The sequence below is a fragment of the Chromatiales bacterium genome, from assembly GCA_020445605.1.
Lineage (GTDB): Bacteria > Pseudomonadota > Gammaproteobacteria > JAGRGH01 > JAGRGH01 > JAGRGH01.
On the sequence record JAGRGH010000024.1, the window covers coordinates 26,874 to 53,210 of the forward strand.

Consider the following 26,337-nt stretch of genomic DNA (forward strand, 5'->3'; position numbering starts at 1 on the left):
AGTCGTTGTGCAAAAAAAACGACGCCCGGGCCGCGCGATCACGAAGACCACGCGGACGGGCGTCGTTACCCTGGGTGGAGGAGGAACCCATGCATCCGGCCGACGGTGGCCGGACACGACAGGGTAAAAGCAGGTTCCGTGCCAGCATCGCCGGCAGCGGGTTCGCGAGGCGGGGAAATCGCGGTGCGGCAGTGGCGCCGCACCAGCTCAGTTCAGATCAGGGTGCCCAATGATCGAAAACGGTGCGAAATCCGGCCAATACCCGATCGAGACAGTCGGGTTTCAGCGCGATGGCACCGAGACGGCGCGTGCTATTCGAACTCCATTGCGCGAAACACCCGCCCGGCGTTCTGGCGCGACAGTTCGTTGTAGGTGTGCAGATGCCGGTACGGGGACTGGTCGATCTTGTAGGCGTCCTCGAGCTGGCCGCCGTTGTCGAGCAGCTCACGTACCTTGCCGCGCAGGTATACGAGATAGTCCTTGGTATAGCGCGTGACCTCGGCCATGTTCGTCGGCCCGCCATGGCCCGGAATGACGATCTCGGCACCAAGCGCCTCGAAGGCATCCCAGGTCTCGATCCAGCGCGCGGTATCCGTGGTCTCGAACACCGGCAGCAACCGAACGTGGAATGCCACGTCGCCGGAGATCACGAGCCTGTCCTCCGGCAGCCAGACGACGATGTCGCCCGGACCGTGCGCCGGGCCGAGGTAACGCAGTTCCACACGCTTGTTGCCAAGCTCGATCGGCAGAACCTCGTCGAAGGTGACATCGGGCTCGACCACACGCGTGCCGAACGCATAGTCACGCCGGCCCGCCCGCACCCGCGCGAGAATCGCCGCGCCGTGCTCGTGGATCTCGGTCGCCGCATCGCGATGCGCGATGATCTGCGCGCCCTGATCCTTCCAGTAACCCGAGCCCAGCATCGCGTGACCCTGCGCATTCTCCAGCGCGACATAGCGCACGGGCAGGTCGGTGATCTGTCTGATCTCGGCGTGCAGGGCACGCGCGAGGGCGTCGTTGTCGCCCGCATTGACCACCAGCACCGCCTCGCTGCCGATCACAAAGGACAGGTTGTTGTTATGGCCGGCGTTCTCGTAGCTCGGCGGCTGCGTGGCGCCGATCGCCGAATAAACGCCCTCGGCGATCTTGCGCGGCCGCTCGTAGAGCGGCGTGTCCAGCGCCTTGTCCATGATCCAGCGTGGCAGCCCGGCCTCGCGCCAGGCGAAGATGCCGGCGGCGTAATTGCGCACGTTCGTGTAGCCCATCTCGCGCAGCGTGGCGGCCGCCAGCGGGCTGCGTTCGTTGCGCCCGCAATAGACGACGATCGGGGTCGTCGGGTCGAGCACCGTCTCGCGGATGCGAAACTCCAGCCAGCCGCGCGGGATGTTGTAGCTCTGCGTCGCATCGATCATGCCGTCACGCAGCAACACCTCCTCGGGTGTGCGCACGTCGATCAGCACGAGCCGCGGCTCGGTCTTGATCAGCTCCGCCAGCTCACTGGTGCCGATCTCCGGCACGGGCGGGCCTACCTCGGCCCCGGCGCTGCACCAGCCGCCGATGCCAAGCGCCGCAACGGCGGTCAACAGGAATTTCATCGGGGCCTCCTCGGTCGTTCGATCAGTGTTTTCGTGGGCCGTGCGAGGCCCGGGGGCCGGCGGCGGCGCTGATACAATGCCGCGTTTTCGGAGCCAAGTCGATGTCGATCGCAAACCTCGTGCACCTGCTGGCCGCCGTGGTCTGGGTCGGCGGCATGTTTTTCGCGTACATGGCGCTGCGCCCGGTGGCCGCCAGCCTGCTGGAGCCGCCGACACGGCTGACGCTGTGGTCGCAGGTGTTCGCGCGGTTTTTTCCGTGGGTCTGGCTCGCGATCGGCCTGCTGCTCGCGAGCGGGCTGTGGATCATCGTGGTTGGCTGGGGCGGGTTCGCCGCCGCGCGCCACTACGTCTGGACCATGTTCGGGCTCGGACTGGTGATGATGGCGCTGTTCCTGCACCTGTACTTCGCGCCGTATCCGCGCCTGAAGCGCGCAGTCGAGGCAGCCGACTGGCCGGCCGGCGGCAAGGCGCTCGCGCAGATCCGCCGCATCATCGGCATCAACCTCAGCATTGGACTTGTCGTCGTCTGCGTCGCCGCCGCCGGTCGGTATCTATAGCCGATGCGTGATTTTCAGCGCTGCGTCGACGAACTGATCTGGGCCGGCCACGAACTGCACCGGCTTGGCTGGGTGCCGGCCACGAGCGGCAACTTTTCCGCGCGGCTCGACGATGGCGACCTCGCCGTGACGGTCTCCGGCGCACACAAAGGCCGGCTGACCCCGCGCGACATCCTGCGTGCAGACGCCGACGGCCGCCCGCGTGACCAGCGTCGGGCCTCGGCCGAAACGCCCCTGCACGTGCAGATCTACCGGCGCATTCCCGAAGCACGCGCGGTGCTGCATCCGCACCCGCCGGCGGCGACGGCCTGGTCCATGGACGCGGGCGCGACGATCGAACTGGCCGGCTACGAACTCCTGAAGGCCTTCCCTGGCGTGGACACCCACGAGACCCGGGTGACGATTCCGGTGTTCGACAACGACCAGGACACCGTGCGGCTCGCACAGACGGCCGACGCCTGGATGACCCGCCACGGCATCCCGCCCGCGTACCTGATCCGCGGCCACGGACTGTACACTTGGGGATCGGGCGTCGACGCCGCGCTGCGCCATTGCGAGGCGCTGGAGTCGATGTTCCAGGTCGAAATCGAACGTCGGAGACTGCGCGCATGACCACACTCTCGATCCACCCGGACAACGCCCCCGACCAGGTCGAGGTGCTCGACGACCACGCGGCCATCGCCGCGCGGCTGGCCGAACTCGGCGTGGAATTCACCCGCTGGCCGGTACGCGCCGACGCCGCGGCGCTCGACACCGCGGGCGTCCTGCAGGCGTTTTCCGACGACATCGCCGAGCTGTCGCAGCGTTTCGGCTTTCAGCATGTGGACGTCGCACGCATCACGCCGGACAACCCGCAGCGTGCGGAATTCCGCAAGAAGTTCCTGAACGAACACACCCACGACGACTTCGAGATCCGCTTCTTCGTCGCCGGGCGCGGGCTGTTCTACCTGCACATCGACGGTCACGTGTACTGCGTGCTGTGCACGGCGGGCGATCTGATCAGCGTGCCCCCGGACACCACGCACTGGTTCGACATGGGCGAGCATCCGGAATTCACCTGCATCCGGTTCTTCACGACACCGGAGGGCTGGGTCGGCAAGTTCACGGGCTCGACGATTGCCGAGCGCTTCCCGAGCTTCGACGCCTTCGTGACCGCGCACGCCGCCTGAGGCGTTTGCGCATCCGGCCGCTCCGCGTGCGATCACGCGCAGGCATTCACGTCGCATGAGCGCACCGCGCAGCATCGTCACGGACATCGAGGGCACCACGACCTCGGTGCGCTTCGTCTACGACACGCTGTTCCCGTATGCGCGCGAGCGGATCGGCGCGTTCGTGCGCGAACATCGGGCCGATCCGGTCGTTGCCGCGCAGATTGCGGCCATCGCGGAACAAGCCGGCGGCGACTCGCTCGACGCCGCCATCGCAACGCTCACCCGCTGGATCGACGAGGACCGCAAGGCCACGCCACTCAAGACCCTGCAAGGGCTGATCTGGGCCGCCGGCTATGCCGACGGCACCCTGCGCGGGCATGTCTATGCGGATGCGGCGACGACACTGCGCCGCTGGCACGCGGCCGGCCATGCGCTGTATGTGTACTCGTCGGGTTCGATCGCCGCACAGAAACTGCTGTTCGGCTACAGCGATCACGGCGACCTGACGCCGCTGTTTTCCGGCTATTTCGACACGACCACCGGCCCGAAGCGCGAGGCGGATTCCTACCGGCGCATCGCCCAAACCATCGGCCGGCCGGGCGAGGAGATCGTATTCCTGTCGGATATCGAGGCGGAACTCGATGCCGCACGCGCGGCCGGCCTGCACACCGTCTGGCTGGCGCGCGACAGCGAGCCCGATCCGCGCGCCGGCCATCGCCAGGTCGCGGACTTCACGACGATCGATCCCGAACGGCCGTGAGCACGCGCGTGCGCATCGCGCTGGCGGCCCTCGCGCTCGCACTGCTCGCCGGCTGTTCGACGACCGGCACGACCGGCGACCCGCCGGCCGCCGCAGCCTTCGTTGCGCCCTTGCTGGATGCCGAGCTCGCAACACGCATCCAACAACTCGATCCGGATCGCGTCTCGGCGGCGGATGTATCCGAAACGCTCGCGCATGCACCGGCCGCGCAGATCATGCTGGTCCACGGCGCGGTGCCGCCGGCGGCGGAAACCCTGCGTTCGTTTGGCGCGTTCCTCGTCGCAATGGGTTACCCCGCCGAACGCATCCGCAACCCGGCCGATGGCACCTACACCTACAGCGCGTATCTGGGCAGCGAACGGCTGACCGGATCAATCGCCTGGTATTACGAACACAGTCCGCTGCGGCCGATGATCGTCGGACACAGCCTCGGTGGTGTGCAGACCGTGCGGGTGCTACATGAACTGGCCGGTGAGTTCGACGCCGCACACGAGGTCTGGAATCCGGCCACCGGCGCGCCCGAATCGCGCACAACGATCACCGACCCGGTCGATGGAGACGAACGCCCCGTCGTGGGCCTGAAACTCGCATTCGCATCCGCGCTCGCATCAGGCGGCATGGCGCGCCTGTTTCCGCAGGCCTGGGCGATGGCAGGACGGCTGCGCGACATCCCGCCGTCGACCGAGGCCTTCTTCGGCGCCTACATCGGCGGCGATCCGTTCGGCGGGGATTTTTTCGGCGTGGGGTCGACGAACGCCTATGCGGCCACGGCACCTGGGGTCGTCGTCGAGACCATCGGGTTGCCCGCGACCTACAACCATTTCACGGCACCCGACACCGCGGCACTCGCAGACGATCCCGCGGCGCGCGCCTGGATCGAAGGCTACGACCCCGCGAACCCGCCCCCAACCGACGACGCATTCACGAACGCCCATCCGAACATCGTCTGGGCCGCCCAGATGTGGGCGCGCATCAAGCGCCACTGGGTGCTCGAACTGAAGCGCTGGCTCGCGACGCAGGGGCAATGAACACAGGCCGGGCGCGACACCGTGCATGCGTGATCGGCGCGGGCCCGAGCGGACTCACGGCCGCGAAGAACCTGCTGGCCGCGGGGATCACGGACCTCGTGGTGCTGGAGAAGTCCGCGCGTGTCGGCGGCAACTGGGTGTTCGACCCCAGACCCGGTCATTCGAGCGTGTACGCGAGCACGCACCTGATCAGCTCCAGGCGCGAGTCGCAGTTCACCGACTTTCCGATGCCGCGCGAATATCCGGACTATCCCTCGCACGCGCTCGTGCTGAAGTATCTCGAGGACTACGCGCGCGCGTTCGATCTGCATCGACATATCCGGTTTGAAACGGAAGTCAGAACCGCGCGTCCACTGGATGGCGGCGGCTGGTCGCTCGCGCTCAACAACGGCGACTGCATCGAGTGCGAACACCTGCTGGTCGCGAACGGCCACCACTGGGCGCCACGCGAACCGCAGTACCCCGGCACCTTCAGCGGCGAATGGCTGCATGCGCATGCGTTCAAGGACAACACGCCGTTCACCGGCAGGCGCGTGCTGGTGATCGGCGGCGGCAACTCCGGCTGTGACATCGCCGTGGACACCGCGCGGGTTTCCGCGTTCACCGCCATCAGCCTGCGGCGCGGATACTACTTCGTGCCGAAGTTCGTCGGCGGGCTCGCGTCCGACCGGCTGCTGACGAATATCGCCTGGATGCCGCGCGCCGTCCGCATCGCACTCGGGCGCCTGATGCTGCGGATCTTTGTCGGCCCCGCGCGACGCTATGGCATGCCGGAGCCCGACCATCGGCTGTTCGAGAGCCACCCGATCGTGAATTCGGAACTGCCGTATGCCATCCGCCACGGGGATGTCGCGGTGCGCCGCGATATCGAACGATTTGAAGGAAACGAGGCGATCTTCACCGACGGTCGCCGCGAGGTTTTCGACGTCGTGATCGCGGCCACCGGCTATCACGTACGCTTCCCGTTTCTTGACCGCGACATCACACCCTGGGCGGACCGTGATCTGCCGCTGTACCTGCGCGTGTTCGACCCGAACCGCGCGGACCTTTATTTCATCGGACTGATTCAGCCGAACGGCTGCATCTGGCCGCTGGCCGACCTGCAATCGCAGCTGGTCGCGGCCTCGATCACGGGACGCTGGCAGCGGCCGGCCGACATCGCCGGGCACGTCGACGCCGAGCTCGCCGAGGTGCGTGCACGCTATGCGGCAACACCGCGTCACGCGATCGAGGTCGACGTGCACGACTACGCAAAGCACCTGCGCCGCGAACTGTGCAAGGCCAGGCCGGTCAGCGCCGTGTGACCACAAGCGTGCCCAAAACTCCAGGCCTTCGTCCGAGGAACCTTCGCCAGTGACCACCACCAACAAAGACTCCGGCACCAACGTGCACGAGATTGCGAGCGGCATATTCCGCATCAACACACCGGTCAAGATACCCGGCGCCGGCGGGTTCTCGTTCAACCAGTATCTGATCGTCGACGACGAACCGCTGCTGTTTCACACCGGGCCACGCAGGATGTTTCCGCTGGTGCGCGAGGCGGTTGCAAGCCTGATTGCACCCGAGTCACTTCGTTTCATTGCGTTTTCGCACGTGGAAGCGGACGAATGCGGATCGCTGAACGAATGGCTGGCAACGGCGCCGGCCGCGGTGCCCGTTTGCAGCGAGGTCGCCGCAATGGTTTCGATCAGCGACATCGCAGACCGCCCGCCGCGCGCGCTGGCCGACGGGGCGACCCTGGCGCTGGGATCACACACGCTGCGCTGGTTCGACACCCCGCACCTGCCGCACGGCTGGGACTGCGGACTGATGCACGAGCAAAGCACCGCGACGCTGCTGTGCGGCGATCTGTTCACCCAGGGTGGCACGGACGGGGCAGCGCTGACCGAATCCGACATCCTTGCGCCCTCCGAAGCCTTTCGGCAGAAGTTCGACTACTTCTCGCATGCGCCGCGCACCGCCGCATTGATCGAGTCACTTGCGGCGACGCAGCCCGGCACGCTGGCCTGCATGCACGGCAGTGCATGGCGCGGTGACGGAGCGGCGCTGCTGCGCGCGCTCGCGGACTCGCTGGGCGGTTAGTGGGCCAAGTGGAAAGTTCTGTGACACTCAGCCGCGCCACAAGCATTGTGGGCAAGGCGCAGTCCGCAGGGAATGGCAGGCCCTTTCCAAGGACTGCAACGCAGCCCACGATGCTTGTGGCGCGGCCCTTCGGGAGCCGCTGGGCGAGCGCGACTCTGTGTTGCGTTTCTTGCCAAGGGCGGGCCATTGCCTGCGAAACGCGCCTTGATTCGCACTCGCACTGTGGCTCTGAGGGTTACAGAGCTTTCCACTTGGCCCACTAGATCGTCGGCGTCACGCGCGGAGAAACCCGATGACTTCAGACGCCCTGCTCTCGGCGGCGGGTGCGTATCCGGCGTGGGCGATCGCGGTTTCGGTCATTGCCGTCGCCGCCGGCGCGGCACTGCAGTCAGCGGTCGGGTTTGGCTTCGCGCTGGTCGCCGCCCCCGTGTTGCTGTTCATCGATCCGGCGCTGGTACCGGTGCCGATCACACTCGCGGCGCTGGTGCTCACAGCAGCCAACTTCATCGCGAACCGGCATGCCGCGGACTGGCGCGGGCTGGGCTGGATCGTGCTCGGCAATGGGCCGGGTTATCTGCTCGGCGCGATTGCACTGACGCACCTGCCGCTCGTGTGGCTGGCGATGCTGTTCGGGGCGCTGACGCTCGCGATGGTGTGGCTGTCACTTGCGCGAATCCACTGCTCGCCAGTGCCGCGCTGGCAGCTGCCCATGGGGGCGCTTTCGGGTTTCAGCGGCGTGACGACCGCGATGAACGGCCCGCCGATCGCACTGGTGTATCAGCACGCGGCCGGACCGGTCGTACGCGCAACGCTGTCGGTGTACTTCTTTGCGAGCAACCTGATCCTGCTTGCGATCTTCGCGGGCCTGAACCGGCTGGACATGCAGGCGGCCGCGGCCGGGCTGCTGCTCGTGCCCGGCGTGCTGCTGGGGCTGTGGCTGGGGCGCAGGTTCTCGCGCTGGGTCGATGCCGGACGCACGCGCCGCTCGATCCTCTGGGTATCGGCGCTCAGTGCGGTGGCCGTGATGCTGCGTTACGGGGGGTTCTGAACCGTCGGCAAGGCGGCTGACCACCACACCCGTCGGACGGTGCGACTACAAGAAGCCCGGCGTACCAGTCACGCTCGCAAAACTACTCGCCCGAACAACAGCAGCGTGCCTATACTCTGCCGGCCCTTCCCAATGGCGGCTTTGACACTGGAGCACCGTATGTTCTCGTTGAAGTTCCGGCATCTCCTGGCGATCCTTCCCTGCACCATCCTGACCGCGCTGCCAACGACGACGGCACGGGCGGTCGATGGCGTCATCGAAATCAATCAGACCCGCGCCCTGGCCGGCGGCGTCACGGCCGGCGACACGCCCGGGTTCCCGGTCACGATCAGCGCGGCCGGCAGCTACCGGCTGACGGGGAACCTCGACGTTACCGGCCTGCCGCAGCCCGAGAATATCTGGGCGGTCGAAATCACCAGTTCGGACGTGGACCTCGACCTGAACGGATTCTCGATCATCGGGCCGACGGACTGCTCGGGGATGCCGAAGGTCTGCTCGCCGGTCGGAAGCGGCGAGGGCGTCAGTGCCGGGGGGCAGAGACGGGTGGCGGTACGCAACGGTCGCGTACGCGGTTTTGGCCATGCCGGTATACGCCTTGGCCCGCAAGGCGTGGTGGAAGAAGTTCATGTCATGGACAACAGCAGCTTCGGAGTCGCCGTGGAACTGTCCGGGCGCATCGTTTCAAACACCATTGAAGAAAACGGCATCAACGGGATCACCTGCGGCCAGGGGTCGTTCATATCGGGCAACGCCCTTCATCGAAATGGAAACGACGGCATCGGCACGACGGAGAGCCTGATCAGCAACAATGTCGTGATGCTGAACGGTGGCGCGGGTATCAGCGATGCACGCGCCTCGCTCGTGACCGGCAACACTGTCCTGTCAAACACCGGTTTGGGTCTGAACCTGGGCCAGGCCAGCGCCTACGGCAACAACAGCATTGATGGCAACAACGGCGGCAACGCAAACCCACAGGTCGCGAACGGGACGCAGATCGCGACCAATATGTGCGGTGGCGACACCATCTGTCCCTAGATATCAAGCCGCGCGTTCTCGTGCCGGGCAACCCGGCGCAGGAACGCGGCCGGCGCAAGGCGCTTGAACCACCAGGCGAGCCGTGACGGTGCAAACGGCGTGACGAGGTAGAGCCGGCGGCTGCCGATCGCGGCCAGCGTCTCGCTCACGAGACGATCGACGGCCATTGCATTCATGCGCAGCTTGCGCGCGTGGCGATGCTGTTCCGCGGGACGGGTGAACTGCGTGTTCGCGAACATGCCCGATTCAAAGAACCCCGGGCAGAGCACGGTGATGCCCAGACCCTCGTGCGCGAAGTCGCTGTAGAGGTTTTCGGACAGCGCAATCAGCGCGGCCTTGGACACGCTGTACGCCCCCATGCGCGGGCCGTTCACGAAGCCGAGGAACGAGGCGACATTGACGATGTGCGCGCTTGCGGGTGCACGCCGCAGCAGCGGCAGCAACGCCTCGCAGCCGTGCACCGCCCCCCAGTAGTTGACGTCCATTACACGCCGCCATTCGTCCAGCGGCAGTTCGCCGAGCCGGCCCGAAGCGGCAACCCCGGCATTGTTGATCAACAGCGAGAGTGCCGCCGGCTGGTAGGAGAGTTCCGCGGCCAATGCCTGCCACTGGCCCGGTTCGCGGACATCCAGTGCGCGCGCCTCGGCCGCACCGCCGGCTGCGTGGATCGCCGCCGCCGTCGCCTGCGCGCCGGCTTCATCCAGATCGCAGGCCCACACCTGCCAGCCGTCACGCGCGAGCGCAAGCGCAAGCGCGCGGCCGAAACCGCTGGCGGCACCGGTCACCAGCGCCGCACGCAGCTCGGTCGACCCTGCCTGATCAGGCACCGCTGGTGCGCGGACGCCCCGATGCGAACAGGAACGGCAGACGCGAGCGGACGAAATGGCCCGACTCGCGCCTGCGCATCTGCCAGAACCGCGCGTCCAAATGGTAGTGCACCAGCGAAAAGCTGGTCGTAAGCCCGATCAGCGCGCTCGTCCACGGCTGTTCGAACACCTTCGCGCGGTGCAGGCCGGCGGTTCCGTCCCAGAGCTGCCAGGCGAGATAGCTGATCGCACCGAGCAGCACAACAGAAACCGCGCCCTGCCACAGGCCACGACGGCCGGCGGCGCGCACACCGTCCACGCCCGTACCGTTGGCAGCCACGAAACCCATGATGGCGAAGTACTGCAGGGCGTGACTGCCGGCAAACATCAGAAACGCCACGAGCCGGTTCTCGATGACGAACAGCGGCCAGTAATAACCCACCAGCACGAGCAGCAGGACGTACTTCAACCACTCCGGGCGCGTGCCGGCCTCGCGGGCGCGCAGCTGCCGAACCACATGCCAGACCGCCACCGCCATGAGTGCCGCGAACGCAATCAGGTCGGCCGACACGATCCAGTCATGCGCGGGACCGAGCACCGTGTCGTGAAACGGCGTGTGATCGATCGGATAGGCAAACGCGGCGATGCCGATCAAGCCACCGGCGAGAATCAGGCGCCGCTCGAACGTTGACATGCGCCCATGCCCCAGCACGGGCGCAAGCAGGGCAAACACGCCGATGTTCTGCTTCTGGTAGTGATAGATCGTGATGCCGGCAAAAAATGCCCAGAAGTAGCCGAGCGCCGTAACACCGGCGAAATAGAACCAGACGGTCGTCGCCGCGACGATTACCAGCGGCCAGACCAGAAAGAACGCCCGATCGGCCGCCACCACGGCGCGCGCCTCACGGTCGGTGAACAGATACAGCGTCGCAACCTGGTGCGCGCCGAACACCGGCCCTAGATAGGCCAGCGCGTGCATGCCATCGCCAAACGGCCAGTGCTGCGAGGCCAGCGCCGGCATCAGCAGGAACATGGAGACCGTGGTCGCCAGCAGGCAGAACGTGAACGCACGCGCGACCACGGGCGAGTCGCCGGGGCCGGCTACCGCCATGGAAGCGGCGGACAGGTGCATGAACGTGACCCGAGCGGGAAAGCAGGCGATCAGGATACGCGAGCGCCGCCGGACGGCACAACGCGCGGGGCCCGCCCGCGCACGCGCAAGAACAGGCCTCAGCCGCCCCAGTCAGGCGATCGTATTCGGCGCCAGCGGCTTGACCAGCACCTTGGAATTGCGCTGCCAGTTGTACATGGCCTTGCGCGCGATCGGCAGGTGATCCACACCGACCTCGCGAAAACCGTGCTCGATGAACCAGTGCGCGGACTGCGTCGTGAGCACGAAAATCTCGCTCGCGAAGGCATCGGCGATCGACTCGACATGCCGCAGCAGTTGCTCGCCACGGTCGCTGCCGCGATAGCTCGGATGCACGGCCAGACAGGCAAGCTCGGCGGTCCGCGCATCGGCGAACGGATACAGCGCCGCGCAGGCGATGACCATGCCGTCACGCTCGATGACCTGGAAGCGGTCGATCTCGGTCTCGAGCTGCTCGCGTGAGCGCCGCACGAGCACACCGCCCTGTTCTAGCGGTTCAATCAGCGCGAGGATGCCGCCGATGTCATCGATGCGCGCCTGGCGCGTGACATCGAACGGGTCGGATGCGATCAGCGTGCCGATGCCGTCGCGCGTGAACAACTCGCGCAGCAGCGCGCCGTCGACGCGCCGGTCGATCAGATGGCAGCGCGCGACGCCGCCACGCGCGGCCTCGCTCAGTGCCCGCGCGGCGGTCGCCACGGCCGGATCGGCCGGCGGCGAAGCGGCGATCAGTTTCTCGGCCTGCGAGGTCAACAGCTGGCGCCGCAGCCGGCCATCAGCATCGTGCAGGCCCGCTGCGTCGACCAGCGCGATGAGCTTGTGCGCGCCGAGTGCGATCGACGTCTGTGCGGCGACCTCCTCGGCACGCAGGTTGAACACCTCGCCGCTGGGCGAGTATCCGAGCAGCGACAGCAGCACGACAGCGCCGGTGTCGAGTTGGCCGCGGATGGCCTGCGCATCGACCCGCCGCACGCGCCCGGTGTGCTGGAAGTCCACTCCGCCGACCACTCCGATAGGCTGCGCAGTGACGAAATTGCCGGAGGTCACGCGCAGGTTCGCGCCCGCGAGTGGCGAGCCCGGCAGCCCGGCCGAGAGGATCGACTCGATCTCGACGCGGATCACCCCGGCGGCGGCCTTCACGCATTCGAGCGAACGAACATCGGTCACGCGCAGACCGTCGACATACCGCGGCTCCACGCCGGCGGTCCGACAGCGGGCCTCGATCTGCGGACGCGCCCCGGCCACCAGCACCAGCCGCACACCGAGCCCGGCGAGCAGTGCGATATCGCCAAGCAGGTGCGCGAATCCGGGATCGGCCACCGCCTCGCCGCCCAAGTACACCACGAAGGTGCGCCCGCGATGCGCGTGGATGTACGGCGCCGACTGCCGAAACCCGGCGACGAACGGATCGATAAAGCTGGTTTCCTGGCTCATGCCTGACAGAACTCCGCGATCAGTCCGCGCAGGATAGCGATACACGGCTCGACACGCGAAACCGGCAGCGACTCGTTCGGCTGGTGCGCGACCTCGATGTCACCGGGACCCAGGATCACGGTGTCGATGCCCAGCTCGGCGAAGAACGGACCCTCGGTGCCGAACGCGACCGCGCCGGCGCGCTGGCCCGACAGCCGTTCGCAGGCGTCGACGATCCGCGCGTCGGCCGCGGTCTCCATCGCCTCGATGCCCTCGAACAGCGCGCGACGCTCGAAACGGACCTCGTGCGCACTGGCGATCGGTGCGACCAGCGCGTCGATCTGCGCGCGCAGATCGTCCGCCCGCATGCCGGGCAGCATGCGCAGGTCGAAATGCAGTTCGCATTGGGCGCAGATGCGGTTCGGGTTGTCACCGCCGTGCACATGCCCGAAGTTCAGCGTCGGCTGGGCCACGTGAAACGCCGGCTCGCGATGCGCCCGCGCGAGTTCCGCGCGCCAGGCATCCAGCGCGTTCAGCACCTCGCGCATGGCATCGAGCGCGTTGCGCCCGAGCGACGGGTCGCTGGAGTGCCCCGAGCGCCCCGTCAGCCGCACCGCCTCCATGATGATGCCCTTGTGCATGCGGATCGGTTTCAGCGCGGTCGGCTCGCCGATCACGCAATGTCTCGCCGGCAGGCCGCCGTGGTCCACCAACCGCCGGGCACCGTCCATCGAGGATTCCTCGTCGGCCGTGGCCACGAACACCAGCGGGCGGCGCAGCGTGCGCGCGTCCACGCCGCGCGCGGCTTCCAGCACGAGCGCGAGAAACGCCTTCATGTCCGCGACGCCGAGCCCGTACCAGTGCCCGTCGCGCTCGTCGAGCCGGAACGGGTCGCTCGCCCAGCCGGTTTCGTCATACGGCACGGTGTCGGTATGGCCGGCCAGCACCAGGCCGTCCTCGCCGCTGCCGAGCACCGCGACCAGGTTCGATTTCTCCGGGTGCTCCGAGACGGGCTGCACGGTGACCCGGAAACCCAGTGCCTCGCACCAGCCGGCGAGCAGGTCGATCACGGCCCGATTGCCGTGATCGAACTCGCGGCTGACACTCGACACCGAATTGATCGCCACCAGTTCGGCGACCATCGTTTTCACGTCCGGAATCATGTTTCGTTCACCGCCTTGAGAGTCCCAAACGCCGCCCGCCGCCGCTCGCGCCGCGCACCGAACTGATAGACCGCAAGCCCGCCAAGCACGAGCGCCGCGCCGCCCAGCACCCGCGCGCCGAGCGGCTCGTCATTGAGCCACGCACCGAGCGCCAGCGCGATCACCGGCGTCACCAGCGTGATCAGTGCCACCCGGCTGGCCGCAACCTGCCGCAGTACATAAAAGTACAACGGAAACCCCAGCGCCGTACCGACAATGGCGAGATACGCGATCGCGCCGAGCGCATGCGGCGGCACCTCGGCGACCGGTTCGCCCGCCACGACGACCAGCAGCCACCACAGCGGCAGCGCGAACGCGAGCGTACCGGCGTTCAGTGAAATCGCCGGAATACGCCCCATCGCGGACTTCAGCCACACCGCACCCGCGCAGTGCACGACCACCCCGCCGAGCACGGCCGCGAGCCCCAGCACCGCGCCGCCATCCAGCTCGAAACCCTGCGCGAACACCAGCACCAGGCCGCCAAAGGCCAGCGCGAATCCGGTCAGGCGCACAGCGCCCGGTGCGGCTTCATCGAGATAACGCACAGCGAGCAGACCCGTGACCAGCGGCGAAAGCCCGAACACCAGCGAGATCCAGCCGGTCGGGACGTGTCGCGCGGCCCAGTACACCAGCGTCATCGCCACAAACAGCACCGCGCCCGAGATCGCATACACGCGCAGTGCCGCGCGTTCGCGCGGCCAGTCGGTGCGCATGACCGCGATGATCGCCGCGACCAGCGCAAAGCCCAGGCTCATGCGCAGCGATACGCCCAGCAAAAAGCCCAGGCCATCGCCACTCCAGCGGATCGCCAGTGGCGTGGTGCTCCAGATCAGAATGACGCCGACATACGCGGCGGGCACGGACATGACACAGCTCCAAGTCGACAGATTGCAGGCAACAAAAAAGGCCACGGATCACGAAGGATCGGTGGCCTCTTGCAGGGTTCCGGTTTGTTAGGGGATCAGACCGGATGCGCCTCCACGAACCACCGTCGCGACCGCCAGAAGCGGACGCGCGCCATCAGTACGCGGGTGGTTTTCGGGTGCGGGCACATGCGCGCCATCCTCGCCCGGGCGTAGCGGCTTGTCAATGCCCGTCCACGCGCCTGCGTTTGACCCTCGGTCCGCCCCGGTGCTACAACCGCTGCGGTCCGCCCGCGAAAAAACAATCACAGGGCGGCGCCCGCCAACCATTCTTAAGGCCCCCGGAGGATTTTCTTTATGTCTCATATCGTCATTCTTGGCGCCGGCACGGGCGGCATGCCCGCCGCGTATGAAATGAAGGAGGCCGTCGGCAAGGCGCACGACGTGACCGTCATCAATGCCGTCGACTACTTTCAGTTCGTGCCGTCCAACCCGTGGGCGGCGGTCGGCTGGCGCAAACGCGGCGACATCACCTTTCCGATCGAGCCGTATCTTTCCAAGAAGGGCATCGGCTTCATCGCCGCGACCTGCACGCGCATCGACGCCGAGAACAGCAAGCTGGAACTCGACAATGGTCAGAGCGTCGATTACGACTACCTGATCATCGCCACCGGCCCGCGGCTCGCGTTCGAGGAGGTGGAAGGTTCCGGCCCTCATGGCGGCCACACCACCTCGGTGTGCTCGATCGACCACGCCGAGAAGGCATGGGAACAGTACCAGTCCTGCCTCGACGAGCCCGGTCCGATCGTCATCGGCGCGATGCCGTTCGCCTCGTGCTTCGGTCCGGCCTACGAGTTTGCATTCATCGTCGACGCCGATCTGCGCAAGCGCAGGATTCGCGACAAGTTCCCGATCAAGTTCGTCACCAGCGAGCCGTATATCGGTCATCTCGGCCTGGGCGGCGTGGGCGACTCGAAAGGTCTGCTGGAGAGCGAGTTCCGCAGTCATCACATCCAGTGGGTCACCAATGCGAAGACCACGAAGGTCGAGGCCGGCAAGCTGTTCGCCGATGAACTCGACGCCGGCGGCAACACCGTCAAGCAACACGAGATTCCGTTCAAGTTCGCGATGATGCTGCCGGCGTTCAAGGGCGTGGAAGCGGTCGCCGCCGTCGACGGCCTGTGCAACCCGCGCGGGTTCGTGCTGGTCGACGCGCACCATCGCAACCCGAAGTACAAGAACATCTACTCGGCCGGTGTCTGCATCGCGATTCCACCCGTGGAGGCCACTCCGGTGCCGACCGGCACGCCGAAGACCGGCTACATGATCGAGTCGATGGTGACCTCCATCGTGCACAACATCCAGGCCGAACTCGCCGGCAAGGAACCCCATCAGAAGGCGACCTGGAACGCCATCTGTCTTGCGGACATGGGCGATACCGGTGCCGCGTTCGTCGCGCTGCCCCAGATTCCGCCGCGCAACGTCGCCTGGTTCAAGAAGGGCAAGTGGGTGCACCTGGCGAAGATCGCGTTCGAGAAGTACTTCATCCGCAAGATGAAGAAGGGCACCTCCGAACCGCTCTACGAGAAGTACATCCTGAAGCTGCTCGGCATCGAAAAGCTGCCGAATCAGTAGAGCAGCCGGGGGCCGGTGAAAGCCGGCCCCTGCCCATACCTCAATGCTCGCGTTTCCGTTTTTCTCCGGGTCGTTTGCCACACGCTTCCGCGACTGGCTGGGCGCGCGCGGCATCGACGCCGAGCTGCGCGAGCTCGATGGCGTCTGCGAGGTTCTGATCGACGAGGACACCGACGCCGGACAGATCGACGAGATCGAGCGCGAATACGATGCCCTGCTCGACGAGCAGGCCGCCGCGATCAACGCCGAGGACTCGGATGGTCCCGCGGCCATCTCCCGCGTCGGCGTGCAATACAGCCGCGCGGACGGCAGCATCGGCCAGGTACGCCTGCCGGCCGAGACCGTCAACCGCATCATGCGCGAGCTTTCGGTCAGCGAGTTGCAGGCGCTGGTGCAGACCATCGCGGACGAAATTGAACGCGGCGGCGACGCGACGCTCTGCGAGCGCTGACCGTCTACCCGACCTTGCGCCGCACCTGATCGGCAAAGCGCGGATCGCCAATCCCCGATGCACCGTCCACCACCGGGGGGGGCGCGGCATCCCGTTTCAGCACCCTGAATCCGTCCGCGGTATCACGGAGGTGTTCGAACCCGCGCCGCAACAGCATTTCGTAGAGGCGCTGCGAGCGCCGCGCGCAGCGCACATAGACCACGTTGTTCCGCAACGCCCTGAGCGTGGTTCCCAGAAACTGACGCCCGTAGCCGAGCTCGCGGTATTCGGGCGACAGCGCGATGGCTTCCAGTTCCCGCTCGCGGCCGGAACGGCCGAGCCGCGCGACAATCGAAAAACCCGCACGTTCGCCGTTGATCAGCAGCAAGCGGATCACATGGAGGACTTCTGGCCCGTCTCCGCGCTGACTCAGCGCATCGCGGAGTTTGCGCTTGAACTCGGCGATGGCCGCCTGGCTCGAGACGTCCACTGTGAAATGCCCGTTGCGGGCGCCATTGAGCATGAGGCCGCTGACGAAGCCGTGATCCGTTTGATCACCCCTGCGAATAACCGGCGGCAGGCCCGGCTGATGCTGTGCTGTCGAGATTACGATTGCAGCTCCAATCCGGAGGGAAACCGAACGACGGCAACCAAGCCGTACAGGCCAGGCAGGGGCAGCAGGTGCGAAAACGAGTGATACGGAGTCAGCACACGCAGCGAACGCCGTCGCGCAACAAAAACCGCAGAACCACCCGGGACCGGGCGGCTGAAAGTTCAATTATCCGCCGTTCCGGTTCGGCCGGCGAGTGTCGGCGGGGCGGACCGACTATTTCTCCACCGCGGCATCACGGAGCCCGGACAGGCGAGGCGCCAGCGCTGCACCGCGACGCCCAAGGCGCGCGTTGGGCACCACCGCACTGCCGTAGGCTCAGGCCGAAGCGGTATAGTCGGCACGCAATGGAATGGATCTTCTACACCGCGCTGGGCGCCGTCGTCGTCTGGGCCATCGTCGCCTTCAATCTGCTCGTGCGCGATCGGCACCGGGTCGCGCAGGCCTGGAGCGACATCGACGTGCAGCTCAAGCGCCGCCACGACCTGATTCCGAAACTCATCGACGCCCTGCGTGCGCACACGGATTTCGAGCGCAGCGTGCAGACTGAACTCGCGGAACTGCGCGCGCGCAGCGAACGCCAGCAAAACCCCGCCGAACGCGGCGCGACGGAAGGCCGGCTGGGCGAACGGCTCGGCCAGCTGATCGCCGTCGCGGAGGCCTATCCGGTGCTTGCCTCCTCGGAATCGTTCCTGCACTTGCAGCAGCAATTGACCGCGGTCGAGACCGACCTGCAGTACGCGCGCCGCTACTACAACGGCGCGGTCAATGCGCTGAACGTGCGCATCGATTCGTTCCCGGACCTGCTCGTCGCGCGGCCGTTCGGCTTTCGCCCGGCGGAACTGTTCCAGGCCGAGGCATGAAGGGTTTGCGAATCCTCGCCGCGCTTGCGCTCGGCTGCCTGCTGGCGACCCCCGCGCGGGCCGAGGAACGCATCCTGGCGTTCGACGCCAGCATCAACGTCAGCGCCGACGGATCGCTGCAGGTCACCGAAACGATCCGGGTGCGCGCCGAGGGCAAGGAGATTCGCCGCGGCATCTATCGCGATTTTCCGCTCGACTACGAAGACCGCCGCGGCATGCACTACCGCGTGGGTTTCGACCTGCGCGAGGTCGAGCGCGACGGCGCGCCCGAACCGCACCACACCGAGCGGCTGTCCAACGGCATTCGCATCTACGTGGGAAGCGCCGACCGGCTGATTGCACACGGCGAACACACCTACCGGCTGCGTTACCGCACAACGCGCCAGCTCGGCTTTTTCGAGGAGCACGACGAGCTCTACTGGAACGTCACGGGCAACGGCTGGGTGTTTCCGATCGACCACGCCAGCGCGCGAGTCGTGCTGCCCGCCGAGGTCGCGCGAAGCGATCTCATGCTCGCCGGCTGGACCGGCCCGCAGGGTTCCACGGCAAAGGCCTTCACGCAACGCGTGCTGGACGGCCGCCGCGTGGAGTTCGAGACCACCGCACCGCTTGCACCACGCGAGGGCCTGACCATTGCCGTGGGTTGGCCCAAGGGCATGGTCGAGCCGCCCGGAGCGGCCGACGAGGCGCGCGCCTGGCTGGAGGCGAACGCGACCCTGGCGGCGCTGCTCGGCACGATCGCCGTGGTGTTCGTCTACTACCTGATCGGCTGGGTCCGCGCCGGACGCGACCCACCGGGCGGCGTGATCATTCCCGAATACCAGCCGCCAAAGGGGCTGTCGCCGGGCGCGGCGCGCTATCTCGCGCGCATGGGGCACGACCGCACGGCGTTCGTCGCGGCCGTCGTGAACCTCGCGGTGAAGGGCTACTGGACGATCCTCGAGAACGAAGACGGGTTCGTGCTCGAGCGCACGGGCAAGTCCGTGGACAAGGCCCCGGGCGAAGCGGCGATCACCGCGAAACTGCCCGGCAAGCGCTTTCGGTTCGAGCAGTCGAAGCACGCGACCATCTCGAGCGCGATCGATGCCCACGAGCAGGCGCTGAAAAAGAACTGGAACAAGGAATATTTCATCACCAACGCCGGATGGTTCGCCGGCGGCGTGGTGCTGTCGATCGTCGGTCTGCTCGCGGCGATTGCGCTGGGTGTGATGTACGGCAACGAGTTCGACGTGTTCATCGCGATGTTCGGCGGCGTCGGCAGCATGATCGGCGCGGGGATGATCGCCGGACTGGTCAAGGGGCTCCAGGCCTGGCGCGGCCTGAACTGGCCGAAACGCATCGCAATGCTGCTGTCCAACGGCATCGCCCTCGGCTTCCTGGGATTCATCCTCGCGCAGTTGCCCTTCGGCGACATCTCGCCCGGCGTCATCCTGCTCGGGCTCGGCGCAATCTCGGTGCTGGGCCTGAACATGCTGTTCTACTGGCTGCTCAAGGCGCCGACCAAACTCGGGCGCAAGCTGCTCGACCGCGTGGACGGCTACCGGCTGTATCTGGGCGTCGCCGAAGGTGACGAACTCGAACTGCGCGACCGCCCGGAGAAGACGCCCGAGGAGTTCCAGCGCAACCTGCCCTACGCCATCGCGCTCGGCGTCGCGGATCGCTGGGCCGCGCGCTTCGCCGCCGTGCTCGCAACCGCGGCGGCCGCGGGCCAGACGTTCGCCTGGTATTCGGGCCGCTCGTTCGACTTCGACCGGCCAACAGGCTTCGCCTCGACGCTCAGCAGTTCGCTCGGCAGTTCCATCGCAGCGGCGGCGACCGCGCCCGGCTCGTCGTCCGGCTTCAGCGGTGGTGGCGGCGGCGGATCATCGGGCGGTGGTGGTGGTGGCGGCGGTGGCGGCGGCTGGTAGCTCTGCAAGCGCCGACCTTCCACGCCCGCACGGGCGCTGCGCGGCTTCCGGGCCACTCGACCGCGCTGGGGCTACACTTTAGGGAAGCTCTGATCAATCCGTCCCGGATTGCCAGGAGTTTCCGCAGATGCTGCAAGCAACCAGCGAGGATGCCCAGCCCGTGGACCAAGACCCCTCGACGCTTCGACCATTTCGCCTGACCCGCGCGTATTCGCTGGCGAGTCTGCTCGGCATCCTCGGCGTGGCCGTGGTCATGGCCCTGTTCTACCGCCAGGTCGCGGTCAACGCCCTCATGGATGTGCAGAACGAGGCGAACGCAGACCTCACCCGCGCGTTTGCCGACGCCATCTGGGACCGCTATGCGCCGTTCTTCGCGACCGCCGCGAGCCTCGACCGGAACGCGCTGACTGCCCATCAGGAGACCATGGACCTGCGCGAGGAACTCAGGCTGCGCACGCGCGGCATGCGCGTGGTCAAGATCAAGATCTACAACCTGGCCGGTCTTACGCTGTTTTCCACGGACCCGTCCCAGATCGGCGAGAGCAAGGCGGACAACCCCGGCTTCCGGGGTGCACGCGCCGGTGAAATCGTCAGCAACATCACGTTCCGTGATCGCTTCGACGCATTCGACCGGGTGCTTGAGAATCGTGATCTGCTGTCTTCGTATCTGCCCGTGCGTCGCGGCGACCAACCCCACGTGGTCGGCGTGTTCGAGCTATATACGGACATTACGACACTGCTCGCGCGCATCCACCGCACCGAACTGACGATCGTCGCACTGATCGCGACACTGATGCTCGCGCTGTACCTGTTTCTGCTGGTCTTCGTGCGCCGCGCCGACGGTGTGATTCGGCGCCACGAGGCCGATCAACTGGCACGGCAACAGGAGCGTATTCAGTATCTGTCCCAGCACGACACCCTGACCGGAATGCCCAACCGCAAGGGGCTGCTCGGCCTGCTCGAACCCATGTTGCAACGAACGCGCGGGATGCACGCGCCGGTGGCCGTCGTCTACATCGATCTCGACCGGTTCAAGCTCATCAATGACCATCTCGGCCACGAAGCCGGCGACCGAATCCTAATCGAGATCGCCGGGCGCATCAGCCTGTTCGCGAAGCCGCGTGACATCGTCGGTCGAATTGGCGGCGACGAATTCGTGCTGGTGGCCGAGGACACGCCCGCTGCGGCCGCACAGGCGCTGGCCAGAAAGTTGACCGGAGAACTCGGCGAACCGTTCAGGCCACAGTCCACGGACATCGGCATGAGCGTTTCGGTCGGAATCGCGCTGTCACCCGACGGTGACGCCGATCAGCTTCTCAAGCATGCCGAAGCCGCAATGCTGCGGGCCAAGGAACTCGGTCGCAATCGCTATGCGTTCTTCACCGATGAACTGAACGCGCGCGAACTGGAGCGCTTCGAGCTGGAACGCGGGCTGCGCGCGGCGGTGACGAACCGTGAATTCGAGCTGCATTTTCAACCGCGCGTGGATACCGCAAGCGGCCGGACCGTCGGCGCCGAGGCGCTGCTGCGCTGGCGTCGCGCCGACGGCGAACTGCTGATGCCGGCCGTTTTCGTACCGCTGCTCGAGGAGATGGACCTGATCGGCGCGGTCGGACGCTGGGTGCTCGGCGAGGCATGCAGGCAATGCCGCGCCTGGCAGCAGGCCGGACGCGGCGATCTGAGCGTCTCGGTCAACCTTTCGATCGTACAGTTGCGGTCGAAGGAACTGCTCGGTCAGGTTCGCGGTGCACTGCTCGCATCCGGGCTGGCACCCGGCAGCCTTGAACTCGAGCTGAGCGAAAGCATGCTGGTGACCGAGAACAGCGCAGCGCGACAGCTGTTCGCGGATCTGCGCAAGCTCGGCGTGCACCTGTCGATCGACGACTTCGGCACCGGCTACTCGTCACTGAGCTATCTGATGCATTTTCCGATCGACTGCCTGAAGATCGACCGCGCATTCATCCGCGACGCCGTCGCCAGCAGCGAGTCCGCCACCCTGACCCGCACCATCGTCTCGCTTGCGAAAAGCCTGAATCTGCGCACCGTGGCCGAGGGCGTCGAAACCGCGGCGCATCGCGACTTTCTCGCGCAACTCGGCTGCAATGAACTGCAAGGCTATCTGTTCAGCGAGCCCCTCTCGGCGGGCGATTTCGTCCGGTTTCTGGACTCGGCATCGGGCGCGGAGCAGACTGCCAGCTAGGGCCTGTTCACACTACGCCTGGCCCGAGAATCGATCCCGCAGGTGTTCGATGTTCGCGGGCAACCGAAAGCCGCGATCTTCGGTTGCGCCGTTGAAACGGCCATGGGTGCGCCGTTTTCAGCAGCCGGCTGCATGCGCAATCCGCCGGTTCACATTCATGGCGGGCGACGATGTATTGCCGACGGGCCGAGCGCCAACGACGCGACTCGACATTGCGTACACGCCCATGCTGGCGCTAGCATCACGATTCCCGTTTGCGCCCCGATGCCGGAGACCGTGCGCCACCCGAGCACCCTGCACGCGCTTGTCAGACCCAGCCTGCGCAACCGTGCCGCAGCCTGGCTGCTCAGCCTCGGTCTGCTGCTCGGGCAGCTCGGGCTGTTCCTGCACCACTACGACCACTCGCTCGCCGACGACAATGGCGGCTGTGCGCTCTGTCTGGTCGGCCAGCACACGGGTTCTGCACCGCTCCCCGCTCTACACGCGGCCGTCACACCGGCCGCCAATGTCCCGGTTGCCAGCGCATCGGCGTCATCTGCCAACCGGTTCGCGCCGCTGGCATTCCGCGCGCGTGCCCCTCCCGCCCCGTTCCTCGGTTAGACCCACCTGAACCTGCGGGCGTTGTGCCCGCTTTTTGATCACGCTGCCGCGGCCGGCTCCGCGCGGCGCGATCGAACAATCGAGGAACAAGACATGATTCGATCGATTTCCGCGGTCGGCGCCGTACTGGCGTTGGCCATGCCCGCGGCATCTGCGGCCGTGAGTGAGCAGGACCTGCAACTGATCCGCCAGCAGATGACGCAGATGAAGGCGGACTACGAACAGCGTATTCAGGCGCTTGAGCAGCGGCTTCTGGCAGCCGAGCAGAAGGCCGACTCGACGGAAATAAAGGTCGTCGCCGTGGAAGAACAGGTTCAGACGAAGCCACGCACCGGCGACAACAGCTTCAACCCCGCGATCAGCCTGGTGCTGCAAGGCGGGTTTGCGGGATATTCGCAGGATCCGGAAGCGTTTCACCTCGAAGGTATGCCAATCGGCGGAGAGGCCGGCTTGCAAGAGGAAGGGCTGGCCATGTGGGAAACCGAGCTGACGGCATCCGCCAACGTCGACAACCTGTTCTATGGTCAGGCAACGCTTGGTCTGCACTCGCACGAAGGCGAGATCGAAGTCGATGTCGAAGAGGCCTACGTCGACACGCTTTCCCTGCCGGCGGGCTTCGGCCTGCGCTTCGGCCGCTTCTATTCGGCGGTCGGCTACCTGAACCCGCACCACACCCACGCCTGGGATTTCGCCGACGCGCCGCTCGCCCACCAGGCCTTCCTCGGTGGCCAGTACCGCGACGATGGCGTTCGCGCCACCTGGGTCGCACCGTTCGAGTCGCTGTTTGTGGAAGTCGGCGCGGAGGCCCTGCGCGGCGGCAGTTACCCGGGCGGCGGAAACAACGACAACCTTGGCGGCGTCCACAACCTGTTCGCCAAGCTCGGCGGCGACGTCGGTCCGAACAACAGCTGGCAGGTCGGCGTGTCACGGCTCGCTGCCGACGTCGAGGCACGCGCGGCCGGCGGGCACGATCACGAGGGCGAAGGCGGCGGACCCGTGTTCGCCGGTGATTCCGACCTGACGGTATTCGATGCCGTATGGAAGACGGATCTCGGCGGGGACCGCGCGCTGATCTTCCAGGGCGAATACTTCTTGCGCGACGAGAACGGGGAAGTCCTCCTGTCCGAAGACGCCGGCGACGCCCTCATGGACTACGACGGCGAGCAGGACGGCTGGTATCTGCAAGGCATCTTCCAGTTCGACCGGCAATGGCGGGCGGGCCTGCGTTACGACCGCCTGAGTGCGGACAACAAGCTGCTGATGCTCAGCAATGCGACCGGTGAGGACGACGACGAGATCTTCGAGGAATCGGGTTACCAGAGCGGTGACCACGAACCCCATCGCTGGTCCGCGATGGTCGACTGGTCGCCGAGCGAGTTCAGTCGCGTGCGCGTGCAGTACTCACGCGACGATTCGCGCGAAGACACCGACGACCAGCTGTTCCTGCAATACATCATGACGATCGGCGCTCATGGTGCCCATCAGTACTGACGGCGCAAAGGAGTCTTCCATGAGATTGCAAGTCAGACAATTCGCCGGTTTGCTCGTCGCCTCCTTACTGGCAGGTTCGGCCCACGCCGGACTGGACATCTTCGCCTGCGAGCCGGAGTGGGCCGCGCTGGCCCAGGAACTGGCCGGCGAGCATGCCGACGTATTCTCCGCCACGCATGCGGGTCAGGATCCGCATCACATTCAGGCCCGGCCTTCACTGATCGCAAGACTGCGTGCGGCCGATCTCGCCGTGTGTACCGGCGCCGAACTCGAGGTCGGCTGGATGCCGATGTTGCAGCGACGCGCCCGCAATCCAAAGGTATTGTCGGGCAACCCGGGTTATTTCGAGGCGACGCAACCCGTCGCGCTGCTGGAAAAACCGGCGGAACTGGATCGTGCCGAAGGCGACGTACATGCCGCCGGCAATCCGCATGTTCAGCTGGACCCGCGCCGCGTGCTGAAAATCGCACAGTCCCTGTCTGCAAGGCTCGCGCAGCTGGACCCTGACAACCGGGCCACCTACGAGCGCCGCTTGCAGGAGTTCGTCACGCGGTGGCAGGCAGCGATGGAACGCTGGCAGGCAGACACCAAAGGACTCAGGGACAAGCACGCGATCGTGCATCATCGAGAATGGATCTACCTGCTGGACTGGTTGGGCATGCAGCGCGCCGGTTCGCTGGAACCAAAGCCCGGCATCCCGCCGAACCTGGGACACCTTTCAGAACTGAAGAACCGGCCCGCGGACCTGATCATCCTGTCGCCCCTGAACGATGCGAAGCCCTCGGCGTGGCTCCGGGAACAGACCGGCGCCCCGGTGGTCGTCCTGCCGCATACCGTCGGCGCGGTCCCGGACAGCGAGAACCTGTTCAGCCTGTTCGACGAGATCGTGAGGCGGCTGTCGGAAGCGGTGCAGGGATGAACCTAGCTGATATCGCCTTGCTCGGACCGCCCCTGCTTGCGGGGGCGGTCGTGCTCAGCACCCATGTGCCGCTCGGCCGGCAGGTCCTTGCGCGGGGGATCATCTTCATCGATTTGGCCTTCGCCCAGCTCGCGGGACTGGGCGTGATCATGATCCACTTCGTCAGCGAAGAGCCCGCGGGCTGGACCGTTCAGCTCTCAGCCTTTGGTGCGGCACTCGCGGGTTCGCTGGGGCTGCGCTGGGCGGAGCGGCGCTGGCACGAGGTACTGGAGGCGCTGATCGGAGTCATCTTCGTGCTTGCGGTCACCGCCGCGCTGCTGATTCTGGCGAACGATCCGCATGGTGGCGAGCGCCTGAAAGACCTGCTGGCCGGCCAGATGCTCTGGGTCACCTACGACGACCTGTGGGTACCCGTTGCGTTGTCGTTCGTGATCCTGGCGCTGTGGTTCAGGGGCAAGGCAGTGAACCGGCCGAGCCTGTTCTATGGCCTGTTCGCGCTGAGCATCACGACATCGGTTCAGCTGGTCGGCGTCTATCTGGTGTTTGCCAGCCTGATCATTCCGGCCCTGGCAACGCGGACCCGGCATGGCCTGACGGCCGCGTACGGCGTCGGCATGGCGGGCTACCTGCTCGGCTTGGCAGGATCGCTCGTGAGCGACCTGCCCACCGGGCCCAGCGTGGTGTGGGCAATGGCGCTGGTCGCCGTTGCATTCGGACTGTTTGCGCGGCCCACCAACAAACAGGCTCAACAATCCTAGTGTCCTGTCCCACAGTTATCTATCGTCTCTGCGTGGCTGAGCAGGGCTGAATCAAGGCGGCGATTCGCAGCCATAGCGCGCTATGGTCAGGATCGCCAACGCCGAGTCAGCCCAGCTCAGCCGCGCCCGCAGGGAGGGCCCCTACGGTTCGATGTCTGTGTTGCGCCGCCTGCCAATGGAATGACCTTTGCCTTCACGACGCGCCTTGCCCTCGAACCGTAAGAGCCCTCAGAA

General features: G+C 66.4%; 25 protein-coding genes. 18 read left to right on the top strand and 7 right to left on the bottom strand.

All coding sequences use genetic code 11. From position 1 onward, the window contains the following. Positions 1-311: 311 nt before the first annotated feature. Complete coding sequence (locus tag KDG50_03535; protein ID MCB1864476.1) at positions 312-1,595, bottom strand: MBL fold metallo-hydrolase; 1,284 nt, start codon at positions 1,593-1,595, stop codon at positions 312-314. 101 nt (positions 1,596-1,696) lie between these two features. Here KDG50_03535 and KDG50_03540 point away from each other — a divergent pair, with 101 nt between their 5' ends. From KDG50_03540 to KDG50_03580, 9 genes are all read left to right on the top strand, one after another. Next, positions 1,697-2,152 (top strand): CopD family protein, encoded by a 456-nt coding sequence (locus KDG50_03540; protein ID MCB1864477.1) that lies wholly within the window; start codon positions 1,697-1,699, stop codon positions 2,150-2,152. Between the two features lie 3 nt (positions 2,153-2,155). After that, positions 2,156-2,764 carry a methylthioribulose 1-phosphate dehydratase gene (locus KDG50_03545; GenBank protein ID MCB1864478.1) on the top strand — a complete coding sequence of 203 codons (609 nt, stop codon included), beginning with the start codon at positions 2,156-2,158 and terminating at the stop codon, positions 2,762-2,764. Beyond that, complete coding sequence (locus KDG50_03550) at positions 2,761-3,321, top strand: AraC family ligand binding domain-containing protein (protein ID MCB1864479.1); 561 nt, start codon at positions 2,761-2,763, stop codon at positions 3,319-3,321. Before KDG50_03545 ends, KDG50_03550 begins: the two co-directional genes overlap by 4 nt. 55 nt (positions 3,322-3,376) lie before the next feature. Then, positions 3,377-4,063, top strand: coding sequence for an acireductone synthase (gene mtnC / locus KDG50_03555; GenBank protein ID MCB1864480.1), 687 nt, complete (start codon positions 3,377-3,379; stop codon positions 4,061-4,063). After that, a complete protein-coding gene (locus tag KDG50_03560; GenBank protein MCB1864481.1) occupies positions 4,060-5,091 on the top strand; it encodes a hypothetical protein in 1,032 nt (343 codons plus the stop codon). Before mtnC ends, KDG50_03560 begins: the two co-directional genes overlap by 4 nt. Then, positions 5,088-6,395 carry an NAD(P)-binding domain-containing protein gene (locus KDG50_03565; protein ID MCB1864482.1) on the top strand — a complete coding sequence of 436 codons (1,308 nt, stop codon included), beginning with the start codon at positions 5,088-5,090 and terminating at the stop codon, positions 6,393-6,395. The genes KDG50_03560 and KDG50_03565 overlap by 4 nt, the downstream gene beginning before the upstream one ends. A gap of 49 nt (positions 6,396-6,444) precedes the next feature. Further along, positions 6,445-7,173: an MBL fold metallo-hydrolase gene (locus tag KDG50_03570; GenBank protein MCB1864483.1), complete on the top strand. Its 729-nt coding sequence runs from the start codon at positions 6,445-6,447 to the stop codon at positions 7,171-7,173. Positions 7,174-7,465: 292 nt separating this feature from the next. Beyond that, a complete protein-coding gene (locus KDG50_03575) occupies positions 7,466-8,221 on the top strand; it encodes a sulfite exporter TauE/SafE family protein (protein ID MCB1864484.1) in 756 nt (251 codons plus the stop codon). 132 nt (positions 8,222-8,353) lie between these two features. Then, positions 8,354-9,256, top strand: coding sequence for a right-handed parallel beta-helix repeat-containing protein (locus KDG50_03580; protein ID MCB1864485.1), 903 nt, complete (start codon positions 8,354-8,356; stop codon positions 9,254-9,256). On the opposite strand, the gene KDG50_03585 is transcribed toward KDG50_03580, so the two are convergent. The 5 genes from KDG50_03585 to KDG50_03605 all read right to left on the bottom strand — a co-directional run bounded on the left by KDG50_03585 (position 9,253) and on the right by KDG50_03605 (position 14,693). Further along, positions 9,253-10,083, bottom strand: coding sequence for an SDR family NAD(P)-dependent oxidoreductase (locus KDG50_03585; protein ID MCB1864486.1), 831 nt, complete (start codon positions 10,081-10,083; stop codon positions 9,253-9,255). The genes KDG50_03580 and KDG50_03585 overlap by 4 nt on opposite strands. Further along, the gene (locus KDG50_03590) at positions 10,076-11,194 is read right to left on the bottom strand and encodes a hypothetical protein (protein MCB1864487.1); all 1,119 of its coding nucleotides are present in this window, start codon (positions 11,192-11,194) and stop codon (positions 10,076-10,078) included. The genes KDG50_03585 and KDG50_03590 overlap by 8 nt, the downstream gene beginning before the upstream one ends. A gap of 111 nt (positions 11,195-11,305) precedes the next feature. Continuing rightward, entirely contained in the window at positions 11,306-12,646 is a 1,341-nt protein-coding gene (gene argA, locus KDG50_03595; GenBank protein ID MCB1864488.1) for an amino-acid N-acetyltransferase, read from the bottom strand. Beyond that, the gene (argE, locus tag KDG50_03600; protein MCB1864489.1) at positions 12,643-13,788 is read right to left on the bottom strand and encodes an acetylornithine deacetylase; all 1,146 of its coding nucleotides are present in this window, start codon (positions 13,786-13,788) and stop codon (positions 12,643-12,645) included. Before argE ends, argA begins: the two co-directional genes overlap by 4 nt. Next, positions 13,785-14,693 carry a DMT family transporter gene (locus KDG50_03605; GenBank protein MCB1864490.1) on the bottom strand — a complete coding sequence of 303 codons (909 nt, stop codon included), beginning with the start codon at positions 14,691-14,693 and terminating at the stop codon, positions 13,785-13,787. The genes argE and KDG50_03605 overlap by 4 nt, the downstream gene beginning before the upstream one ends. A 354-nt stretch (positions 14,694-15,047) precedes the next feature. On the opposite strand from KDG50_03605, the gene KDG50_03610 reads away from it, so the two are divergent. Both KDG50_03610 and KDG50_03615 read left to right on the top strand, forming a co-directional pair. Continuing rightward, positions 15,048-16,325, top strand: coding sequence for an FAD-dependent oxidoreductase (locus KDG50_03610; protein MCB1864491.1), 1,278 nt, complete (start codon positions 15,048-15,050; stop codon positions 16,323-16,325). 43 nt (positions 16,326-16,368) lie between these two features. Continuing rightward, a complete protein-coding gene (locus KDG50_03615; GenBank protein ID MCB1864492.1) occupies positions 16,369-16,776 on the top strand; it encodes a hypothetical protein in 408 nt (135 codons plus the stop codon). A 4-nt stretch (positions 16,777-16,780) separates the two neighbouring features. On the opposite strand, the gene KDG50_03620 is transcribed toward KDG50_03615, so the two are convergent. Next, on the bottom strand, positions 16,781-17,533 hold the full coding sequence (locus KDG50_03620; protein ID MCB1864493.1) for a GNAT family N-acetyltransferase: 753 nt from the start codon (positions 17,531-17,533) through the stop codon (positions 16,781-16,783). A gap of 179 nt (positions 17,534-17,712) precedes the next feature. Between KDG50_03620 and KDG50_03625 the strand changes: the two genes are divergently transcribed. The 7 genes from KDG50_03625 (at position 17,713) to KDG50_03655 (ending at position 26,103) form a co-directional block, all read left to right on the top strand. After that, a complete protein-coding gene (locus KDG50_03625) occupies positions 17,713-18,228 on the top strand; it encodes a LemA family protein (protein MCB1864494.1) in 516 nt (171 codons plus the stop codon). After that, the gene (locus KDG50_03630) at positions 18,225-20,135 is read left to right on the top strand and encodes a DUF2207 domain-containing protein (GenBank protein MCB1864495.1); all 1,911 of its coding nucleotides are present in this window, start codon (positions 18,225-18,227) and stop codon (positions 20,133-20,135) included. The genes KDG50_03625 and KDG50_03630 overlap by 4 nt, the downstream gene beginning before the upstream one ends. A 127-nt stretch (positions 20,136-20,262) precedes the next feature. After that, positions 20,263-22,335 (top strand): EAL domain-containing protein, encoded by a 2,073-nt coding sequence (locus tag KDG50_03635; GenBank protein ID MCB1864496.1) that lies wholly within the window; start codon positions 20,263-20,265, stop codon positions 22,333-22,335. Between the two features lie 264 nt (positions 22,336-22,599). Beyond that, complete coding sequence (locus KDG50_03640) at positions 22,600-22,935, top strand: hypothetical protein (GenBank protein MCB1864497.1); 336 nt, start codon at positions 22,600-22,602, stop codon at positions 22,933-22,935. A 93-nt stretch (positions 22,936-23,028) separates the two neighbouring features. Next, positions 23,029-24,426 carry a hypothetical protein gene (locus KDG50_03645; protein ID MCB1864498.1) on the top strand — a complete coding sequence of 466 codons (1,398 nt, stop codon included), beginning with the start codon at positions 23,029-23,031 and terminating at the stop codon, positions 24,424-24,426. 19 nt (positions 24,427-24,445) lie between these two features. Continuing rightward, positions 24,446-25,345, top strand: coding sequence for a zinc ABC transporter substrate-binding protein (locus KDG50_03650; protein ID MCB1864499.1), 900 nt, complete (start codon positions 24,446-24,448; stop codon positions 25,343-25,345). Further along, on the top strand, positions 25,342-26,103 hold the full coding sequence (locus tag KDG50_03655) for a metal ABC transporter permease (GenBank protein ID MCB1864500.1): 762 nt from the start codon (positions 25,342-25,344) through the stop codon (positions 26,101-26,103). Before KDG50_03650 ends, KDG50_03655 begins: the two co-directional genes overlap by 4 nt. Positions 26,104-26,337 lie beyond the last annotated feature (234 nt).

Bases quoted from the DNA above. Each gene is read 5' to 3' on its own strand.
- KDG50_03580 (MCB1864485.1), top strand. From the start codon at position 8,354: ATGGCGGCTTTGACACTGGAGCACCGTATGTTCTCGTTGAAGTTCCGG.
- KDG50_03645 (MCB1864498.1), top strand. From the start codon at position 23,029: ATGATTCGATCGATTTCCGCGGTCGGCGCCGTACTGGCGTTGGCCATG.
- KDG50_03535 (MCB1864476.1), bottom strand. From the start codon at position 1,595: ATGAAATTCCTGTTGACCGCCGTTGCGGCGCTTGGCATCGGCGGCTGG.
- KDG50_03605 (MCB1864490.1), bottom strand. From the start codon at position 14,693: ATGTCCGTGCCCGCCGCGTATGTCGGCGTCATTCTGATCTGGAGCACC.
- KDG50_03625 (MCB1864494.1), top strand. From the start codon at position 17,713: ATGGAATGGATCTTCTACACCGCGCTGGGCGCCGTCGTCGTCTGGGCC.
- argE (MCB1864489.1), bottom strand. From the start codon at position 13,788: ATGATTCCGGACGTGAAAACGATGGTCGCCGAACTGGTGGCGATCAAT.
- KDG50_03610 (MCB1864491.1), top strand. From the start codon at position 15,048: ATGTCTCATATCGTCATTCTTGGCGCCGGCACGGGCGGCATGCCCGCC.
- KDG50_03565 (MCB1864482.1), top strand. From the start codon at position 5,088: ATGAACACAGGCCGGGCGCGACACCGTGCATGCGTGATCGGCGCGGGC.
- KDG50_03615 (MCB1864492.1), top strand. From the start codon at position 16,369: ATGCTCGCGTTTCCGTTTTTCTCCGGGTCGTTTGCCACACGCTTCCGC.
- mtnC (MCB1864480.1), top strand. From the start codon at position 3,377: ATGAGCGCACCGCGCAGCATCGTCACGGACATCGAGGGCACCACGACC.
- KDG50_03640 (MCB1864497.1), top strand. From the start codon at position 22,600: ATGCCGGAGACCGTGCGCCACCCGAGCACCCTGCACGCGCTTGTCAGA.
- KDG50_03655 (MCB1864500.1), top strand. From the start codon at position 25,342: ATGAACCTAGCTGATATCGCCTTGCTCGGACCGCCCCTGCTTGCGGGG.
- KDG50_03550 (MCB1864479.1), top strand. From the start codon at position 2,761: ATGACCACACTCTCGATCCACCCGGACAACGCCCCCGACCAGGTCGAG.
- argA (MCB1864488.1), bottom strand. From the start codon at position 12,646: ATGAGCCAGGAAACCAGCTTTATCGATCCGTTCGTCGCCGGGTTTCGG.
- KDG50_03630 (MCB1864495.1), top strand. From the start codon at position 18,225: ATGAAGGGTTTGCGAATCCTCGCCGCGCTTGCGCTCGGCTGCCTGCTG.
- KDG50_03575 (MCB1864484.1), top strand. From the start codon at position 7,466: ATGACTTCAGACGCCCTGCTCTCGGCGGCGGGTGCGTATCCGGCGTGG.
- KDG50_03590 (MCB1864487.1), bottom strand. From the start codon at position 11,194: ATGCACCTGTCCGCCGCTTCCATGGCGGTAGCCGGCCCCGGCGACTCG.
- KDG50_03540 (MCB1864477.1), top strand. From the start codon at position 1,697: ATGTCGATCGCAAACCTCGTGCACCTGCTGGCCGCCGTGGTCTGGGTC.
- KDG50_03635 (MCB1864496.1), top strand. From the start codon at position 20,263: ATGCTGCAAGCAACCAGCGAGGATGCCCAGCCCGTGGACCAAGACCCC.
- KDG50_03545 (MCB1864478.1), top strand. From the start codon at position 2,156: ATGCGTGATTTTCAGCGCTGCGTCGACGAACTGATCTGGGCCGGCCAC.
- KDG50_03650 (MCB1864499.1), top strand. From the start codon at position 24,446: ATGAGATTGCAAGTCAGACAATTCGCCGGTTTGCTCGTCGCCTCCTTA.